We start from the raw sequence: 19,042 nt of genomic DNA on the forward strand, positions 1-19,042 counted from the left end.
AATGTCGTTTGAGTATATTCAATCTGCCTTAGCAGCCCGTCACGCTGAAGGGTTGCTAAGAAAGCGCATTGTGGTTGAAAAGGCCTCTGCAAGTAGAATAAAAATTGCCGATCAGCAATATATTAACTTTGCCAGCAATGACTACTTGGGACTTGCAGACTCGCTGGAGTTTAACACGCTCGCATGCACTGAAGCCGGAAGCCGAAGTTCGGCGCTTGTTACGGGTTATCTTGATATTCACCGTCAGTTAGAAGATAGGCTTTGTAGCGTTTTGGGCTATGATGCAGCACTGTTATTTCCAAGTGGTTTTGCTGCTAATACCAGTGTGTTAAAGGCATTGTTCACGCCCCAAGAAAAGCAATTAAGCGCTGCGGTGTTCCAAGATAAGCTCAACCACGCCAGCCTGTTAGACGGTGGTTTAGCGGGCAGCGCTAAGTTTGTTCGCTTTAATCACAATGATTTGACGCACTTAAGGTCTCGATTAGAAAAGACCAAAGCCGATAGTAAACTCATCGTGACTGAAGGGGTGTTTTCTATGGATGGAGACAAAGCGCCAGTATCTGAAATCAGTGTGCTGGCTAAGTCTCATTCTGCGTGGCTGATGGTAGACGACGCTCATGCGTTTGGCGTTGTGGGAGCGCAAGGACTTGGCACGATTGAAAGCGGCATTAAACCTGAAATTTTGGTGATCACCTTTGGCAAAGCGATGGGCTGTCAAGGAGCTGCGGTATTAGCGAGTCATGATGTGATAAATTACATGATGCAATTTAATCGTGAGTTTATCTATACAACGGCGTTGTCGCCTATTATGGCGAGCGTTGCATTATGCCAACTAAATAAATTGCTTGTTGCATCTGAAGCGAGACACAAATTACAAGTAAATATCGACTATTTTAAGTCGTTAGTTGCTCAAACCAACTTATCTCCCATTCCAAGTGATACGGCTATACAGCCTCTTGTGTATGGAAGCAGTGAAAATGTATTAGCGGCGCAACATAAGCTTAAGGAAAAGGGACTTTGGGTTGGGGCTATTAGGCCACCAACGGTACCGCAAAATACCGCAAGATTGCGAATAACAATAACGGCACAGCACAGTCACGAAGATATAGACAAATTGGTTTCGGCGTTAGTGGAGGGAGCATGAGCAAAGCACAGAAGACGCAAACAGCAAAGTGCTTTTCAAAAGCCGCGCAATCATACTCTCAACACGCTAACGTGCAGAAACAGGCTGCAGATATACTTTTTTCACGTTTGACACAGCAAAATAGCGAGCTTGGTGCTGTGCGTATGTTTCCTAGGTTGCTCGATTTAGGATGCGGGCCACATGAAAACTTTCATAGATTAAACGCCTTCACGAATCATTATGTTGGAGCGGATCTTAGCTTGGCGATGTTGGCAAGCGCTGAAAATACGACAAATAGTGTTTGCTGTGATATGGATAAACTCGCTATTCAGTCAAATTGTATCGACTTAGTCTTTAGTAATTTTGCAATTCAGTGGTCTAATTCCCCGCAAGCGTTGTTTGCGCAATTGTATGAAGTACTAAAAAAAGAAGGACGAGTGTTGCTAAGCTCAGTGCTAGACGGCTCGTTAAACGAAATCGATATCGCATGGCGAGCCATCGATCAGTGTGGCCATATCAATTCATTTTATTCGCTGTCTGCACTTAAATCTTTTGCGCTACAGGCCGGGTTTGCTGTGACTTGGGCGGATGAAGCGTTATTGATTGATAGTTATGACACGCCGTTAAAGGCGTTACGCTCGGTAAAAAATATCGGTGCCAACGATGTAAAAACCGCTTCTCGCCGACAAGGTTTGTTAGGCAAATCAGCCTACGCTCAGTTGCTGAGCAGCTACCCTGAGAGTAAAAATGGTTTTGATGTCAGTTATCAAGTCGGATTTTTGGAGTTAAGGAAATGAATCAAGCATATTTTGTAACTGGGACCGACACTGAAGTAGGTAAAACCTATATTTCTACTTTATTACTAAAACTGTTAGCCAAACACGGCAAAAAGGCTTTTGGCTTTAAGCCGATTGCGGCAGATGCTGAAGAGGCATTTGGTGAACTAGTGAACGTTGATGCTATCAGTTTAATGGAAGCTGCGACGGTGCACGGTACTTACGAGCAAGTTAACCCATTTTGTTTTGCACCGCCAATTGCGCCGCATATTGCAGCCAAACAGGTAAATGTTGACATCACAGTCGATAAGCTACACGAGCGCTTTAGTGAAATTCAGCAACTGGGCGCAGAGTATATGCTATGTGAAGGTGCAGGTGGCTGGGCATTGCCCATTAACGACAACGAATATCTGTATGATTGGGTCGTCAGAGAACAACTTCCCGTTATTTTAGTGGTTGGCATGAAGCTAGGTTGTTTGAATCATGCGTTTTTAACGGCAGAATCTATCAAGCAAAAAGGACTGAATTTGGTTGGGTGGATTGCAAACCAGATTGACCCTGAAATGGCTGTATTTGAAGAAAACCTTGAAAGTTTAAAGCTTCGTCTAGACTGTCCGCTGCTTGCAGCAGCGCCCTACAGTGAGGGCACACCAAAGCTACAGCTTCGCTCAGCGTTACTAGAGTTGTTTGAGCTAAAATCAGGTACCAGTTAATATTAAATAACCTGAACTCGGGATAACACTTTGTTCTCTAGCAGCTGTTATTCCTCACTACTGCGTTAAATTTGCTTGCAATAGGCCAGCTATTGGCGCACAAATTTGCCTTGTATTAAGAAATAACTTCTGGCTAGAGTGATATTACTCTTTTTAACTTAGTGATTTTAGTGGATTAACTAACTTCTTATCCTGGTTCAGGTTAAATAAAGCGGCTTCTAATAGTAGTAAGCCGCTTTGAGTCTGTTAATTACAACCTTTTTGAATGGTTTGTGTTGTCACACTGACCTCAAAGTCATTGTAATCATTATCGTTTTGATCTTCCCAACGTTGGTTGGTACCTGAGACTTGGTACTTGGTTGATAGTGTATTGCTGTTACCATCAATTGCGAGCACATAGGTAAAGGATTGTCCTTGAAGGATGTCATAGTTTCCGGCACTTCCGTATTCATCAAGCAATTTAATATACTGGCCATTTACTTTGATACCCCAGTCGTTATTGAATAATGAGTCTTCTCTGACGAACGCGTAATTGATCCGCGTGTAGTTGTCAGGCACACATGCGGTTTCATTGTCGAGTATGTTTCCCGATAGGGTTTCATTGCCTGAGGTATTGTTCACGCCTGTTACGCTCAAAGAGAGTTCCCGATCGCCAGTGTACTCAGTATCGTCTATTGTTGCTATTTGAATGGTAGCAGTTGTGCTGCCAGCAGGAATTACCAATGAAGTAGATGGTGCTACGTAGTCATTTGATTGCGTTGTCACATCATTGACCGCTACTGAAAAGCTGACGTCCTGCTCGAAGGCTTTACTTAAGGTAATTTGATAGCTAAGGGTACTTCCTTCATAAACCGTGTTTTCAATACTCGTTAACGTAAAAGACGGTGGCGAAGGAGGGGTTGGGGTGCCGCCGCAACCAGAAACGGTATAGCATGTACCGCTACCATTTGGGTTATATGCGAGGTCATTTACTCGTATTGGTAATGTATTGATATAACAGGTGCTTCCTGTATCAGGGTTTAGCTTATAAATCGCGCTTTTGTTGGTGTGTCCGGCGTCATTAATGATAACGCGACTGATAATAAGCTCTCCGTTACTATTAAGGCTTGCCCCTGTAACGGCAGTTAAGTCGTGATCAGATAATTTAGTCACAGAAAAGTCGTTGGTATTAACTTGGTAAACGGCTGCACTAGTGACTAGGATTAAGCGACCATTATAAAACTCAAGATCGCCGCGGTATTTTCCCGCCAATGAGGGGAGATCCGAGAGCTTAGTCGCGTCGCCTGTGTTTTTATCTATGCTGTAAATAGAATCGTAACTCGTTCCAATGAGTCTATCGTTTGTGCTGTCATATGCCAATCCCACCAAATAAGCCGTTCTACCGACAATGGTATGAGAGGTTCCATCAAAATATGCTAGTTGAATATAGCGATGTTTTTTACCTTCAATGGGAATATCTGCGTCAGCTGGTAAGTTTAGATGACTGGTATCAACTTTATAGTCGATTGGCCTTGGTGCGGATGCATAGTACCAACGTGCACTGCTAGTATCATAGGCGAGTGCTGCCGAACTAAAGGCAGCTAAACTATTGGCGCTGGCTTGTCCTGCACCTTCATCTAGGCCAAACAAAATACCAATATCGCCGCGGCCAGCGTTAATACCAAAAACCTGACCTGGGCAACTATCTGCATAGGTGTATGTGGAAAGTAATGTTGAGATTAAACCAAGTGTTGTGAGTGATGCTTTTAACATAGCAGGAACCCTAAAAAGTTTACGTCCTGTAACTTAAAACAACACAAAGCAATGTCTTCGCAATTAAGTCCAACTCAATGCGATGACTTAATCCTTTAAGGCGGGCGCTTCCATTATTGACTTTGCAATCTAGCGCTATAATTGATCATAATTTACACTTTTACAACAGTAAAATAATTAAAAAGTATTAATTATTTGATTCTTGCCTATTTTTAAAGTTTGGTAATAATGACTCAACGATTTCTTTTGCTGAGATGGTATAGCGTACGCCAGAGAACATCACTGATGCGTTTTCATCGATCCCTGTAATGCCCGTTAACGTCCAGCCTTCACCTCTTTTTGGGCAGTAAACCTTTGTCGTTGGGGGGATAACTGTGAACTCTTGACTCATATTCATTCTCCAAAAATGCTAAATTATAAAGCAATACAAGCGCTTATAATATTGAAGGTGTATTTGCTGCAATCAGTGCTACCATTGCACCAGATACTTAGACCTGAGCATTTTATGGAATTTGAAACACCAAGGCTAGTCATCAGGCCCATAAGGCACAAAGATAATCCGCAGTTATTAGCGCTACTTAATTTACCGCAGGTAAAAGCGTATAACGATTACGGCGACAACCTCACTGAAGTAGACCTTAAATGCATGATCCAAATGGATATTGAGCGTCAATATGAAGGTATAGGTGGACGCTTTTGCCTCGTGTGTAAAAGCACTAAAGCGGTGATTGGGTGTATTGGTTTCTATCACGAAGACGGTGATATTGAGGGCCTACATGTTGGCTATGAATTACTACCTGATTATTGGGGTAAAGGCGTGATGTTTGAAGCTTTACGTTGTCTATTTGCAAACAAAAGCCAGATTGAGCTTAAACTCAATGTGATTCTGGCGCATGTATCGGCTGATAATCTTCGTTCATTAAACCTACTCAAGCGTTTGGGATTTTGCGCTGTTGGAAATAATCTGTATAAAATTGAGCTATAAAAAAAGGGCAACTTAATCGTTGCCCTAGTATGAATGTGAAAAGAATTACGAAAGTGCTCTAATTCTTTCATCAAGTGGCGGGTGAGACGCAAAGAAGTCTGCAATAGACTTACCTGAAGCAATACCAAAAGCCATCATTGAACCTTCTAATTGCGATTCATGGTTGTGCTTCAAACGCTCTAGTGCTGAACGCATTTTTTGCGCACCGACTAAATCTGCTGCACCTTTATCGGCTGCGAATTCTCGTTTACGACTAAAGTAAGCGACAATAACAGACGCCAAAATACCAAAGAGGATCTGGAATATCATATCAAAGATAAAATATGTCCAGCTTCCACCTGACTCTTCTTCATCGCTATTCAAGAAGTTGTCAACAATACCCGCCAATACTTTAGCGAAGAATATAACAAAGGTATTTACAACACCTTGGATCAAGGTAAGTGTAACCATGTCGCCATTTGCAACGTGCGACACTTCATGCGCCAAGACTGCTTCCGCTTGATCCTGATTCATGTTGTGGAGTAGGCCAGTACTTACAGCAACTAAGCTGTTATTTTTACTTGGCCCGGTTGCAAACGCATTCATTTCAGGGCTGTCGTAAATCGCAACTTCTGGCATTGCAATTCCTGCTTTTTTAGCTTGCTCTGCGACAGTAGAAACTAACCAATGTTCAGTTTCGTTTCGTGGTTGTTCAATAACATGGGCCCCTGTAGATTTCTTTGCAATCCACTTAGACATGTAAAGAGAGATAAAAGAACCACCGAATCCAAATACGGCAGCAATAACCATAATGCCAGTATAGCTTCGGCTAGAAATACCAAACACAGACATTAAGATAGATAATACAATTCCTAACACAAGCATCACTGCTAAGTTAGTGATAAGGAATAAGATGACGCGTTTCATTTTGACCTCGTTAGACAAAAATAAGGAACTAAGTAACTTTTCCCAAGCACTTGCTTATTACACTAGTCCTAGATGCTTTATATGGTCTGAAGTTCAAAAGCACAAGTAAATTCGCATGAATACTCAAAAAAGAACACATCATACAAATTATTGACTAACCAATTTCAGCTTCTGAGATAGGGAATGCAGCATCTGGTCAACAGAGCTATGCTCATTGCTTAACCCTTCTAATAAGGTCATAAAGTAGCAATCCATCATAACGGTTGCTTTCAACTCATTGTATTCCTGCTCACTGAATAACAAGTGTTTGAACAAATTGAGTTGTCCAGTAAAGAATTCGCTATGCCAAATAATCCCACAAAGCAGCTCTTTACTGAAATCTCTATTGCTAAGATAAAAAGCAAATAAATACTTTGCATAGTGGCGTAGCTTTAAGCTGGCACTATGCTGCTCATCTGTTGTTTTTGCTTCATTAATTAGTTCATCTATTTGGTTATGCATTGCGACTTTGAGCATGTCGAGCTTAGTAGGGAAGTGAGAGAAAACCGTTCCCGTTGCCACGTTTGCTGCTTGGGCAATTTGCCGAGTAGTGGTGTTTTCAAAACCATTGTCTTGAAAAAGTTGCCAACTAGCACTGAGAATTTTATTGTACGTAATTTCTCTTTTTTTCATATGGTTACCTTTTTATTTGCGAAGAGAGTGTAGCACAATTCCAGATTATTTAAGAGATAAAGTTTGCAAATAATGAGCGTGCTCATTATTATAATTGAGCGTGCTCATTAAATTTCAATAGGAGTTGTTATGCAATATTTGAGCTTATTCATCGGATACATTCTGTTTATCCCTTTTATCTTTTTTTACAGCTATATTCTTGGCCCAGCTTTAAAAATGGTGCTGATCCCAGGTGGCCTGGCGGTTTTATGCTTAATTATGGGTCCTAAAACGTTTTTCTCTCACTTTAAGCGTGCGAAAGCATTAAGTATTGAAGAATTGGTGGTGTCTAAATAACTCAGGGTGCCATCGCGTGATAATTGCAATAAGTTGATTCTTCGCATTAAAGACGAACTCAGGTATAATGCCCGCAGCTAAGGTGTGAAGGACCTTAGCCCTGTATCGTTCAAAATTAGTCGAGGAATTATTATGACCGTTGGCATCATTATGGGCTCAAAATCAGACTGGCCTACAATGCAACATGCAGCTGAAATGTTAGATAAATTTGGTATTGATTATGAAACTAAAGTAGTTTCAGCTCACCGTACTCCACAGCTTTTAGCGGATTATGCTTCGACAGCGGCAGAACGTGGGATCAAAGTTATCATTGCCGGTGCTGGCGGTGCTGCACACCTACCGGGTATGGCGGCAGCATTCACAAGTCTGCCTGTACTTGGCGTTCCAGTAAAATCAAAAACGCTTAATGGCGTGGACTCATTGCTATCAATTTGCCAAATGCCTAAAGGTGTTGCGGTAGGTACGTTAGCGATTGGCGACGCTGGTGCTGCAAACGCAGGTTTGCTAGCTGCTCAAATTTTAGGCTGCCAGCAGCCAGAAATTTTTGCAAAAGTAGAAGCGTTCAGAAAAGAACAAACAGAAACGGTACTAGCTAATCCAGATCCTGCGAAATAACATGAATATTCTTGTTTTAGGGGCGGGACAGTTAGCCCGTATGATGAGCCTATCGTCAACTCATCTTGATATAAAAGTGTTGGCTTATGATGTTGGTAGCCAAACGGTAATAAACCCCGTTACCTTTGCAACCACACCAGAGTCATTACAGCAAGCCATTGACAATGCTGATGCCATCACTGCCGAATTTGAACATATTCCACATGATGTTTTAGCGCTTTGCGAACAAAGCGGTAAGTTCTACCCTGGCGCAGAAGCAATAGCCACAGGTGGTGATCGCGCGAAAGAAAAAGCGCTGCTAGATAAAACATCTGTGCCTTGTGCTCCTTTTAAAATTATTACGGATAAGGCGCATTTCCTCACAGCGATTGATGAGTTAGGCATGCCTTTGGTCGTTAAAACCTGTCAGGCAGGCTATGATGGGAAAGGGCAATGGCGAGTTAAATCAGAGTCTGAAATAGATAGTATTTGGGCCGAAATGTCCGAGTTTTTGCAAGCAGGCACTGAAGCACAGCCTCACTCTATCGTTGCTGAAAAAATGATACCGTTTGACCGTGAGGTGTCGATTATTGGTGTGCGTGCTAAAAATGGCGAATGTAAAATTTATCCGTTGACTGAAAACCAGCATACCAATGGTGTACTGACCCTATCAATTGCTGGTAAAGAGAAAGCAAATATTCAAGCGCAAGCGGAAGACGCATTTGCGAAACTTGCGAATGCACTCGATTATGTTGGTGTACTTGCTATTGAGTTTTTCGATGTTGAAGGTCAGTTATTGGTTAATGAAATAGCGCCAAGGGTACATAACTCAGGACATTGGTCTCAACAAGGGGCCCATGTAAGCCAGTTTGAAAACCATATTCGTGCCGTTGCCGGTTTGCCGATTGGTGATACTAAGCTGCTTCGCCCAACCGCGATGATTAATGTGTTAGGGCAAAGTCACATTCCATCGCAAGTTCTTGCTGTCTCAGGGGCAACCAGTCACTGGTATGGCAAAGATGCGAAACCGGGCAGAAAAATGGGGCATATCAACGTGTCAGCTGACTCACTGCATAAGTTAGGTGAAGCACTGGCAGAGCTTGCTGACATCTTGCCTGAAGCAGACTACCCAGGGGTTATGGAAACCGCTCAGCAATTAATTTTAAATTAGTACTACTGTTTTTAGTGGAAAAGGTCCATTGTTAACTAAAAACCTAAGCTTATGATAACTATTGAGTTAACTCATTCTTTATAACAGAGCTCAGGGTAGATATAAAAAATTTAATTTTTTTACTGTTATTTTTGGAACTCTTTTCTGATAGTGCGGTCTACTATTGTGAGGCGCGGATAGGCCTCATTTCATACTCGTTGTCCATCAACGACTATGTGAGCGCAGAGAGTATTTGGCCAGCATCCCTATGCTGGCCTTTTTTTGTCCCACGCATCGTGCTTTTAATCTTAAATCTGTCGATATTCCGCTGGCTTTCTGCTTAAATTAAGCAAATTTAATTATTATAAGAAAGTCACATGTCGAAACTCTCTCTTATCTCGATGGCAGTCGCTTCAGGTTTATTCCTTTCTGGTTGTCAGACCACTGAAGTCAGCCCAAAACCACAACAAGTTGAAGCCAATTCACCAGTCCCACAAGTTGTTGCTACTCCCGTTGATTTCGGTGGTGAGCAGATCACCTTAAAACAAGCAATGGCGCATCCTGATTGGTTGGGAAGACAACCAGAAGGCGCATACTGGGGAGCTGATAGCAAAACCGTTTTCTATAAGCGTAAGCAAGCTGGCTCAGAGTTAAGAGATCTATTTAAAGTCAGTAGCGCACAAACAAGCGAAGCGGTTTCGCTGTCAGATTTGCATGCAGTTGGTGCTGCAAACGCGATTTATAATAAAGGTCGAACGCTACAATCTTATGAATTTAAAGGCAACATATTCGTTAAAAACCTGAAGTCTGGCGCTTTGACACAAGTTACTCATTCTTCGAACTATGAGTATGCACCGCAATTCTTAAGTGATAACCGATTAGCTTACCGTTCAGGCAATGCGCTATTTGCGTTCGATTTAGTCACTGGCTTAACGAAAGAGCTGGTAAAGTTACATTTAGCGGATAAGCCTGAAGGGGTGAAAGAGCCAAATGGATATATCGCAGAGCAGCAACACGAACTAATTCAATTCGTTGCGCTAACGCACAAAAACAGCAAAGATCGAGAAGTAAGAAATCAAGAGATAGAAGCGAATAACGCAAGCATCCAAGATAATCAGTTTTATCTAGGTAAAGGAAAAACGCTTATCTCTGTTAGCCTAGCACCTTCTGGTGACAAGTTAATCGCCGTGATAACAGACGATAAACCAAGCCGTTCAGACTCTGACATCATGCCTAACTACGTGAGTCAAAACGGTGACATTGATCCGGTAAAAGCTCGCCGCCGCGTTGCAGACACAAAACCAATGAGTTCTGATGTGATTTTCATTGATTTAGCAAAATCAGAGCAAGTCACGCTGAGCTACGATACTTTGCCTGGCTTTGATGAAGATGTACTAGCCGAGGTGAAACGCGAAAATGCTAAGGCAAAAGGTGAATCATATAAGAGTGAAAAAGCACCTCGTGATATCAACTTGATCGACACATGGGGCTGGAGTCAATCCGCTATCCAATGGAATAGTGACGGTTCTCAAGTCGCAGTGATGCTTGGTGCTTGGGATAATAAAGACAGATGGTTAGCAACTGTTGATTTTGATAAACAACAATTCGTTTCTCAGCACCGCCTACACGATGAAGCATGGATCAATTACACCTACAATGATTTTGGCTGGTTAAACAACCAAGATGCTTTGTACTATCTTTCAGAGCAAACTGGATATAGCCAGCTTTATGTTAAGCCGCTTAACGGCAAAGCAAAAGCAATGACTTCAGGGAAGTTTGTGGTTTCTGAACCAACCTTAACCCAAGATAGTCAATTTGTTTATTACAAAGCCAATAAAGATCACCCAGGTTTATACGAAATTTATCGCGTCAATTTAGCAAGCGGTGAAGATGAGCAGTTAACGGATTTAGATGGCCTGACTGATTACCAGCTAAGCCCAGATGAGCAAAAGCTGTTGTTAACTCACTCAAAAATCATGATGCCTCCAGAACTTTATGTGGCGGATGTAGCGCCAAAAGCAGCGGTGTCACGACTCACTAATACAGTCTCTGATGCGTTTTTAAATAAGAAGCTAATTGCACCTAAGATTGTCGCGGTTCCTTCAAGCCATCAAGGTGAGCCTGTCTACGCAAAAGTATATTACCCAGCAGATTATCAAGAAGGCGAAACGGGTAAGAATCGTAAGGCTGTGATCTTTAACCATGGTGCGGGTTATTTGCAGAACTCTCATATGGGTTGGTCTAACTACTTTAGAGAGTTTATGTTCCATTCACTCCTCGCGAGCGAAGGCTATGTCGTTATGGATATGGACTATCGCGGCTCTAAGGGCTATGGCCGAGATTGGAGAACGGCAATCTATCGTCATATGGGTAAACCAGAAATCGAAGATTTGGCAGACGGTGTCGAGTGGATGGTGAACAACGCTAATGTTGATCGTGGCGCTGTAGGTACTTATGGTGGTTCATACGGCGGCTTTATGACATTTATGGCGCTATTTACTCAGCCCGATCTATTCCAAGCAGGCGCTGCTTTACGTCCAGTCACCGATTGGGCCTATTACAACGACCCGTATACCTCAAATATCCTTAATCGCCCAGATGTAGACCCAATTGCATACAAACGCAGTTCGCCTATCTATCATGCTGAAGGTTTGAAAAACAAGCTTCTGATCAATGCACCTATGGTTGATGACAACGTGTTTTTCCAAGATGTTGTGCGCTTGGTGCAACGCCTGATTGAGCTAGAAAAGGAAGACTTTGAAACGGCGATTTATCCAGTTGAGCCCCATGGCTTTAGACAGCCATCAAGTTGGTTGGATGAATACCGTCGTATATACAAGCTGTTCAAAGAAAACTTGTAATCAAATGAGTGGATAAAAAGCCAGCTTAAGCTGGCTTTTTTGTTTTATAAAATAAATAGATAACAGCTAAAACCACACCACCAACTGCACCAAATAGATGTGCTTCAATGGCGACTCTCGAATCTATCAGCTTAGCTACATCTGCGCTTGCACCCGCATATTGCTCCCAACATACCTTTGCCAACACACCAATAAACAACAGATATCCAGTTGTTAGCTTCCGCTTAATATCTTCAAGCGCTCCCCATACGATAAGCCCATGTAATAAGCCACTCAAGCCTGTATATACAACAATGTTTGGCGAAAATAGCAAGATCATGAGTCCAGTAAAGAGGCCAAGGAAAAGTACATTCAGCCAATATTTTCTTAGTCTTGTATATTCGGCATGTAATAGCCAAATAAATAAGATACCAAGCAGGTTTAACATCAAGTGATACCAATTGCTATGGGTAAACTGACCGCTCAAAATACGCCATATTTCGCCATCAGCAATTGCATTTCTGTCAAAATCTAAGTGTGGGCCAAGCCCGAACAACATCAGTATTGTTGACAATATCGCCAAAGACGCAGGGCCAATGAGATATTCTTTGTTCGTTGGAAGTTCAAACATACGATTTCACGTTATTATTTTTGCATATTGTGCCTAATTGCTTTTATGATGCCAAATATAAGACGTAAGCAAAGTGGGTATTATGAAACATACACTTGCATCACTAACCGTGATTGCGGCATTCAGCTTTTCAACCAACACCTTAGCTGAGCAACAAAAAATCGAAATTAGAGAGCCGGAAGCCGCAACAGGTTTCCAATCTAAAGAAGCACGCACCGCAGAAAAGTACATGGTCGTTGCTGCCAATCCCTATGCGAGTAAAGCAGGTCAATTGATGCTCTCAAAAGGGGGAAGTGCGGTTGATGCCATGATAGCGACTCAACTCGTGCTTACATTAGTTGAGCCGCAATCTTCAGGCGTAGGTGGGGGGGCTTTTATCCTGCACTACGACAGGAAAAGCAATGAATTAATTAGTTTTGATGGAAGAGAAACTGCACCAAAACTTGCAGGCCCTGATCTGTTTTTAGATGATACTGGTAATGCGGTTAGATGGATTGAGGCTGTGGTGGGCGGTCGCTCTGTTGGTGTGCCAGGCATTCTACACGCGTTTAAATCAGCACATGACAAATACGGTAAACTGCCATGGCAGGAATTATTCAAACCAGCGATTGAATTAGCTCGAGATGGGTTTATCGTCTCTCCACGTTTAAATATGCTGCTTGAGAAAAAACTCAACCCAGGTTTGACAAAGCTCAGTCCTGCAAAAGAATATTTCTATCCGAATGGTAAAGCACTACAACCAGGGACCCTTAAAAAGAATCTGCCTTTGGCAAACCTATATTACAAAGTAGCAACACAAGGGATCCAAGCCTTTTATGAAGGGCAAAATGCCACCCAATTAGTGGAAGCTGTGCAAAAGTCTGAAATCGCACCTGGCAAATTGGCGCTGAGCGACTTAGAACATTATAAGAGCAAAACCCGAGGCGCTATCTGTACGGAATATCGTGTATATAAAGTTTGCTCTATGGCACCGCCTAGCAGTGGTGGTATTGCCGTTTTGCAAATGATGAAACTGCTTGAACCGTACGACCTAGGTAAGTTTAAGGCAAATGATCCAGAAGCCTTGCACCTCTTTACTCAAGCATCTCGCCTAGCGTTTGCCGATAGAGATTTTTACGTTGCTGATCCTGATTTTGTTGAAGTGCCAGCAAAAGCATTGCTTAACGAACAATATCTATTAGGCCGTAGCAAACTTATCGGTGAAATGGATAATCACGACTTTCCAGTAGGCGACCCAACTTCGGGCACACTCGCTTATGCTATGGATGATAGTTATGAATTACCTTCGACCAGCCATGTGTCGATTGTAGATGCAGAGGGTAATGCCATTTCTATGACAAGCTCGATTGAAATGGCATTTGGCTCAACGGTGATGGTCAACGGATATTTACTCAATAACCAATTAACCGACTTTGCGCTTTCCCCAAAAGTAGGGGATAAATGGGTCGCTAACCGGGTAGAAGCAAACAAACGCCCAAGAAGCTCTATGGCACCCGTAATGGTATTTAACAAAGACGGGTCGCTTAAATTGATAGTCGGCTCACCGGGTGGCAGCCGTATTATCAACTATGTTGCTCAAACCTTAGTTGGTGTACTGGACTGGGGATTATCTGTGCAGGCAGCGATTGATTTACCAAAAATCACCAATCGCAATAAGTATACAACGCTGGAAAAAGGCACCGAGCTGACAAAACAAGCGGCTTACTTAGAGAAAAAAGGCCATGAAGTACAGATCCGCGACTTAAACTCTGGACTACATGCCATTGAGGTTCGTGGAACACATTTAATCGGTGGTGCAGACCCAAGAAGAGAAGGTGTTGCACTTGGCGAAAGCAGCGAATAAGCCGTGGTTTCTTAAGTGCTTTTAGGCTATAATTTTGCGTTCCAGAAAAATGCGTTTAACGTGCTCTGGAGCGCGTTAATAATGGTCTGATGAGCACTAAATTCATTGTAATTTAATCCTTTTCGACAATAATGAACCCTTAGACTAAAAAATTAGTGTCAAGCTTGTAAATATGACTAAACAAACCGATCCAAATTATCTCTACATTCCCTATTCAGGTCCTACGCTATTAGAAACACCATTGCTTAACAAAGGGAGTGCATTCTCTCAACGCGAGCGTGAAAATTTCAACTTAGCAGGACTACTTCCTCCTCGTTATGAAACAATTGAAGAGCAAGTTGAGCGTTGTTATCAGCAATATTCAAGCTTTAGCGACAACCTAAACAAGCACATTTACCTGCGCGCTATTCAGGACAACAATGAAACGCTGTATTACCGCTTAGTACGTGATCATTTGGAAGAAATGATGCCAATCATCTACACCCCAACAGTAGGTGATGCATGTGAGAAGTTTTCTGATATCTATCGCAGCTCTCGTGGTTTGTTTATTTCTTATGAAGACCGCTATCAAATCGATGATATTTTACGAAATGCCACTAAAGGCAAAGTAAAAGTTATCGTGGTTACAGATGGTGAACGTATTTTAGGCCTTGGTGACCAAGGTATTGGTGGTATGGGTATTCCTATCGGTAAGCTGGCACTTTACACCGTATGTGGTGGGATCAGCCCAGCTTACACGCTGCCTGTTATGCTTGACGTAGGGACAAACAACGAGAAGCTACTCAATGACCCAATGTACATGGGCGCAAGACACCCGCGTATCGGCCAAGCTGAATATGACGAATTCCTAGATCTATTCATTAAAGCGGTTAAACGCCGTTGGCCTAATGTGCTGTTACAGTTTGAAGATTTCGCACAACCTAACGCAATGCCACTATTGAAACGTTACCGCGATGAAATTTGTAGCTTTAACGATGATATCCAAGGCACCGCTGCGGTTACTGCAGGATCGCTACTAGCCGCTTGCCGTGTGAAAGGGGCAAAGCTCTCGGAACAAAAAGTAGTGTTTGTTGGTGCAGGTTCTGCTGGCTGTGGTATTGCAGAGCAAATTATTAGCCAAATGATTTCTGAAGGAATAACCGACGAGCAAGCGAGAAGCCAAGTGTTTATGGTGGACCGTTTTGGCCTTCTGACGGAAGGCATGGAAGGGCTAAGAGATTTCCAAGAAGCGCTAGTTCAACAACAAGCAAACCTTGCGGATTGGACATACAGTGGTGAATTTGCATCTTTATTAGATGTAATGCACTGTGCAAAACCAGACATCTTAATTGGTGTATCAGGTCAAGCGGGCCTATTCACAGAGCAAGTGATCCGTGCGATGCATGCAGGGTGCGAACAGCCAATTATTTTCCCATTAAGTAATCCATCACGCCAGGTTGAAGCGCATCCAAAAGATGTGATTGAGTGGACTGATGGTCAAGCAATTGTTGCTACGGGAAGCCCATTTGAACCGGTAGTGCATGGTGAGCAAACAATCATCATACCGCAATGTAATAACAGTTATATCTTCCCAGGGATCGGCCTTGGTGTACTTGCAGCTAAAGCGAATCGTATTACAGATAGCATGTTGATGGTATCTAGCGAAATGCTTGCTGAATCATCACCACGTGCTAATACCGGCAAAGGTAGCCTACTACCAGCACTAACTGAAATTGAACCGTTGAGTAAGCGCATTGCTTTTGCAGTTGCTAAAAAAGCAATGGAAGAGGGCGTTGCACTTGAAATGGAAGACGACGCAATTTGGGCAGCGATAGAGAAAAACTATTGGCTCCCTAAGTATAGAAACTACAAACGCTGTAGCGTCTAATTACTTTTACTTAGCTAAAACAGAAATCGCCGCCAACTCATATTGGCGGCGATTTTATTTATTAATCACTCGTAAGTCTAAGTTTGAGATATCACTTATCAAAGTGACAACCGCTCATTTTGTTAAAGTTTGTTACCCTGAAATCCAATTCAGTAGTTGTTAATTGAAATATGCTTGAATATGCAGGTATCACATTTTAGGAGCAAAAGATGCGAATTTTAACTGGCTTACTGGCATTATGTTTATCTGGATTTAGCTTTGCAGGCGCATTGCCTGACTCGCCGCATTTATATGTTAAAGGCACTTCATTTATTCAAGTACAACCCGATATTGCAACTATTCGTGTTGCTATTACCGAAAAGCAAAAGTCGCTGCCTACAGCTAAAGAGAACGTCGATAAGATTATGGCTAAGGCCATCGAAATCGCTAAACGCTTCGATATTAAAGAAGACGATATTCACGCAGATCAGCTGAATGTTTACAGACAGACACGCTACAATCGTGAATCAAATGAAGAAGAGTTTGATGGTTTTCGCGTAAGTCGCAGCCTGACTGTAAAACTTAAGGACATCAAAAAATACCCAGAGTTACTTCAAGAGTTTGTAGACAGCGGCATCAATCAGTTCAATAACACGGAATTTGGTGTTGAAAATGAAGGCAAGTATCTGCAAAGCCTCAAAAAAGCCGCCATCAAAGATGCAAAGAAAGCAGCTAAAGAGCTAGCAGGCGAGTTTGATGTTGAATTGGCAAAACTGTACTCAGTTTCATTCCAACCAATGCAAACGCCAGTTCAGCCTTACGTGCGCTCTGCAGCAATGGCGATGGAAGCAGATCAAGGCGCATACAAAAATGCGTATAACACAGGTGCAATTACATTAAACGCGGAAGTGTATGCTGTTTACTTAATTGAGTAATACTGGCTGTGAACTAATTAAACTTATACACTAAGCCCTCCATTGGAGGGCTTTTTTATGATCACCGGTTTATATGCGGCATTGCTGGCACTAATCTATATTAAACTCAGTTTTAACATAATATCACTCAGACACAGACACAAAGTATCGCTAGGAGATGGCGGTATCGATGAGCTGCAAAGTGCAATACGGATCCACGGTAATTTTATCGAGTACACACCGTTCGTACTGTTAATGATGTTGTTACTCGAAACTCAACAAATCAACCCATATCTGCTTCATGCATTTGGCATTGCTTTTTTGTTTTCTCGAGTCGCACACTATGTTGCACTCGGTAAAACTAACTTTTCAATCAGAAAAGTAGCGATGGCGACAACATATGGAGTAATACTTATTTTAGCGTCATTTAACATCGTGTATTACTTTATCTAACTATGACAAAACACAAATTTCTGGTAACGGGTTTACCACGAACGGGCACAACAAGTCTGAGTATTGCTGCATTAGGTGCTGGATACAAAACAGCACACACGGCATACACAAGGCAAGCGTTAGACTGCGCTGAGTTTATTGCTGACACGCCCGTTTTTGCTGACTATGAAAAACTATATGCTTTATATCCTGAAGTTAAAATAGTACATTTGACACGAGATTTTGAGCAATGGCTTCCCTCAATTAAGCGTTTGATGACGGCAATGAAAGAAAATTTACTGTCACAAAAAGGGGGCTTTAACGACACGATTAAGCGTTGTTATTTGGAAACTTTTCCTGATTTTGACAAACATTTTGAAGACGATGGTTATTGGCGGGATTGTTATAACAAGCATCATGATAGGGTGCTTAGATTTGCAAAAATGAATCATATTCCTTTTATTACGGTCAACCTAACAGCTGCTGATGCCGAGCAAACGCTTGCCGAATTTATAGGCGTGACTCAAGAAAAAGTGACCATCCCGCATGTCAATATTGGTGGTAAAGTAACTGCATGGAAGTGGTTTTCACACCCCAATAAAGTGGAATCGACACGTAATGGCAAAGCAGATAAAGACACAGCGCTCTTTAGCATGCAAGTTCGCTCGAGCGCCTGAGTTTGTTATACTCACCACAAGCTGTATATACAAGATAGAATTATGTTTGAATTAAAATATCACACACCTTTTAGCTGGACTGAAAAAGTCCTAGCCGACTTTGATACCTTTCTTCAAGATCATGCTGCTGCAGAAAAAAAAGCAGCCGGAATGGCGATGGCAATGCTTGGTCATTACCCAGACAGGATCAAGCTAGTAAAAGCGATGGCAGATCTCGCAATAGAAGAAATGATCCACTTTAAACAGGTACTTAAAATCTTAACCGAGCGTGGAACGCTATTAGGAAACGACCAAAAAGACCCCTATATAAAGCAAATGCGCGCATTGTTCCGCCAAGGCACTGACGAATATTTAATTGATAGATTACTAATCGGCGCAGTAATTGAGGCTAGGGGCCATGAGCGTTTTTCTTTAGTTGCAGAAGCGCTTCCTGAAGGCAAAGAGAAAGACTTTTATGTAGCAATCGCCAAGTCAGAAGAAAAACACAAAAACCTCTTTGTGGAGCTCGGCTACGAGTACTTCGACAAATTAACGATAGATAACCGCCTAGAAGAAATTCTCATTGCAGAAGCGGATATTTGCAAAGGTATTCCATTTAGCGCAGCGCTTCATTAAAAGCAGCCACATGACTCGAGCCAATAAAGCCTCAACAAGTTACAGTGTGGCTTTATTGTCTCCCATATTTCTAAATACTTATTCAGTGAAGAGAACGGTTTCACTAGACACATCAATTAAGATTTCTAGTTTCGCCCAGTGCATTGTGTTCCATTGAATACTTTTGGTTTCAAAACGACTCATATTCGAAGCAACTAATATCGCAATAGTTATAAATCAACCAGACGAGTAACACTG

The 19,042-nt window shown here is 42.2% G+C and carries 19 protein-coding genes; 14 read left to right on the forward strand and 5 right to left on the reverse strand.

What is annotated here, in order from left to right:
* The first annotated feature begins 1 nt into the window (after position 1).
* Genes GSF04_RS13995 through bioD form a run of 3 tightly spaced genes read left to right on the forward strand, consistent with a single transcriptional unit; the run spans position 2 to position 2,612 of the window.
* Entirely contained in the window at positions 2-1,144 is a 1,143-nt protein-coding gene (locus tag GSF04_RS13995; protein ID WP_211857528.1) for an 8-amino-7-oxononanoate synthase, read from the forward strand.
* Positions 1,141-1,920, forward strand: a complete 780-nt coding sequence (locus tag GSF04_RS14000; protein WP_211857530.1) for a methyltransferase domain-containing protein — start codon at positions 1,141-1,143, stop codon at positions 1,918-1,920. The genes GSF04_RS13995 and GSF04_RS14000 overlap by 4 nt, the downstream gene beginning before the upstream one ends.
* Positions 1,917-2,612, forward strand: coding sequence for a dethiobiotin synthase (gene bioD / locus GSF04_RS14005; protein ID WP_211857531.1), 696 nt, complete (start codon positions 1,917-1,919; stop codon positions 2,610-2,612). The genes GSF04_RS14000 and bioD overlap by 4 nt, the downstream gene beginning before the upstream one ends.
* Positions 2,613-2,858: 246 nt before the next feature.
* Here the strand turns inward: bioD and GSF04_RS14010 are convergent, their stop codons facing one another.
* Together GSF04_RS14010 and GSF04_RS14015 are read right to left on the reverse strand one after the other, a co-directional pair.
* Positions 2,859-4,364 (reverse strand): hemolysin, encoded by a 1,506-nt coding sequence (locus GSF04_RS14010; protein WP_211857532.1) that lies wholly within the window; start codon positions 4,362-4,364, stop codon positions 2,859-2,861.
* A 187-nt stretch (positions 4,365-4,551) separates the two neighbouring features.
* Positions 4,552-4,755 (reverse strand): hypothetical protein, encoded by a 204-nt coding sequence (locus tag GSF04_RS14015; RefSeq protein ID WP_211857533.1) that lies wholly within the window; start codon positions 4,753-4,755, stop codon positions 4,552-4,554.
* Between the two features lie 114 nt (positions 4,756-4,869).
* On the opposite strand from GSF04_RS14015, the gene GSF04_RS14020 reads away from it, so the two are divergent.
* Positions 4,870-5,349: a GNAT family N-acetyltransferase gene (locus GSF04_RS14020; RefSeq protein WP_211857534.1), complete on the forward strand. Its 480-nt coding sequence runs from the start codon at positions 4,870-4,872 to the stop codon at positions 5,347-5,349.
* 45 nt (positions 5,350-5,394) lie between these two features.
* Here GSF04_RS14020 and htpX read toward each other — a convergent pair whose 3' ends face one another.
* Together htpX and GSF04_RS14030 are read right to left on the reverse strand one after the other, a co-directional pair.
* Positions 5,395-6,255, reverse strand: coding sequence for a protease HtpX (gene htpX / locus GSF04_RS14025; protein WP_045989659.1), 861 nt, complete (start codon positions 6,253-6,255; stop codon positions 5,395-5,397).
* 147 nt (positions 6,256-6,402) lie between these two features.
* Entirely contained in the window at positions 6,403-6,927 is a 525-nt protein-coding gene (locus tag GSF04_RS14030) for a TetR/AcrR family transcriptional regulator (protein WP_069022073.1), read from the reverse strand.
* Between the two features lie 129 nt (positions 6,928-7,056).
* Here GSF04_RS14030 and GSF04_RS14035 point away from each other — a divergent pair, with 129 nt between their 5' ends.
* The 4 genes from GSF04_RS14035 to GSF04_RS14050 all read left to right on the forward strand — a co-directional run bounded on the left by GSF04_RS14035 (position 7,057) and on the right by GSF04_RS14050 (position 11,868).
* On the forward strand, positions 7,057-7,263 hold the full coding sequence (locus tag GSF04_RS14035) for a hypothetical protein (protein ID WP_039495859.1): 207 nt from the start codon (positions 7,057-7,059) through the stop codon (positions 7,261-7,263).
* Positions 7,264-7,395: 132 nt separating this feature from the next.
* The gene (gene purE / locus GSF04_RS14040; protein ID WP_010372883.1) at positions 7,396-7,878 is read left to right on the forward strand and encodes a 5-(carboxyamino)imidazole ribonucleotide mutase; all 483 of its coding nucleotides are present in this window, start codon (positions 7,396-7,398) and stop codon (positions 7,876-7,878) included.
* Position 7,879: 1 nt separating this feature from the next.
* A complete protein-coding gene (locus tag GSF04_RS14045) occupies positions 7,880-9,028 on the forward strand; it encodes a 5-(carboxyamino)imidazole ribonucleotide synthase (RefSeq protein ID WP_211857535.1) in 1,149 nt (382 codons plus the stop codon).
* A 356-nt stretch (positions 9,029-9,384) separates the two neighbouring features.
* Complete coding sequence (locus GSF04_RS14050; protein ID WP_211857536.1) at positions 9,385-11,868, forward strand: prolyl oligopeptidase family serine peptidase; 2,484 nt, start codon at positions 9,385-9,387, stop codon at positions 11,866-11,868.
* Between the two features lie 25 nt (positions 11,869-11,893).
* Here the strand turns inward: GSF04_RS14050 and rrtA are convergent, their stop codons facing one another.
* Positions 11,894-12,478, reverse strand: a complete 585-nt coding sequence (rrtA, locus tag GSF04_RS14055) for a rhombosortase (protein WP_211857538.1) — start codon at positions 12,476-12,478, stop codon at positions 11,894-11,896.
* A gap of 82 nt (positions 12,479-12,560) precedes the next feature.
* Between rrtA and ggt the strand changes: the two genes are divergently transcribed.
* From ggt to GSF04_RS14085, 6 genes are all read left to right on the forward strand, one after another.
* Entirely contained in the window at positions 12,561-14,321 is a 1,761-nt protein-coding gene (gene ggt / locus GSF04_RS14060) for a gamma-glutamyltransferase (RefSeq protein ID WP_211857540.1), read from the forward strand.
* Positions 14,322-14,493: 172 nt separating this feature from the next.
* Positions 14,494-16,188, forward strand: a complete 1,695-nt coding sequence (locus GSF04_RS14065; RefSeq protein ID WP_039495863.1) for an NAD-dependent malic enzyme — start codon at positions 14,494-14,496, stop codon at positions 16,186-16,188.
* A gap of 209 nt (positions 16,189-16,397) precedes the next feature.
* Positions 16,398-17,102, forward strand: coding sequence for an SIMPL domain-containing protein (locus tag GSF04_RS14070; protein ID WP_039495865.1), 705 nt, complete (start codon positions 16,398-16,400; stop codon positions 17,100-17,102).
* A 57-nt stretch (positions 17,103-17,159) separates the two neighbouring features.
* Positions 17,160-17,534 (forward strand): MAPEG family protein, encoded by a 375-nt coding sequence (locus tag GSF04_RS14075; protein WP_045963764.1) that lies wholly within the window; start codon positions 17,160-17,162, stop codon positions 17,532-17,534.
* A 2-nt stretch (positions 17,535-17,536) separates the two neighbouring features.
* Positions 17,537-18,190: a sulfotransferase family protein gene (locus GSF04_RS14080; RefSeq protein WP_211857542.1), complete on the forward strand. Its 654-nt coding sequence runs from the start codon at positions 17,537-17,539 to the stop codon at positions 18,188-18,190.
* A gap of 42 nt (positions 18,191-18,232) precedes the next feature.
* The gene (locus GSF04_RS14085) at positions 18,233-18,805 is read left to right on the forward strand and encodes a tRNA-(ms[2]io[6]A)-hydroxylase (RefSeq protein WP_039495868.1); all 573 of its coding nucleotides are present in this window, start codon (positions 18,233-18,235) and stop codon (positions 18,803-18,805) included.
* The last annotated feature ends 237 nt before the right edge of the window (positions 18,806-19,042 follow it).

The sequence above is a fragment of the Pseudoalteromonas sp. A22 genome (assembly GCF_018141345.1).
GTDB lineage: Bacteria > Pseudomonadota > Gammaproteobacteria > Enterobacterales > Alteromonadaceae > Pseudoalteromonas > Pseudoalteromonas maricaloris.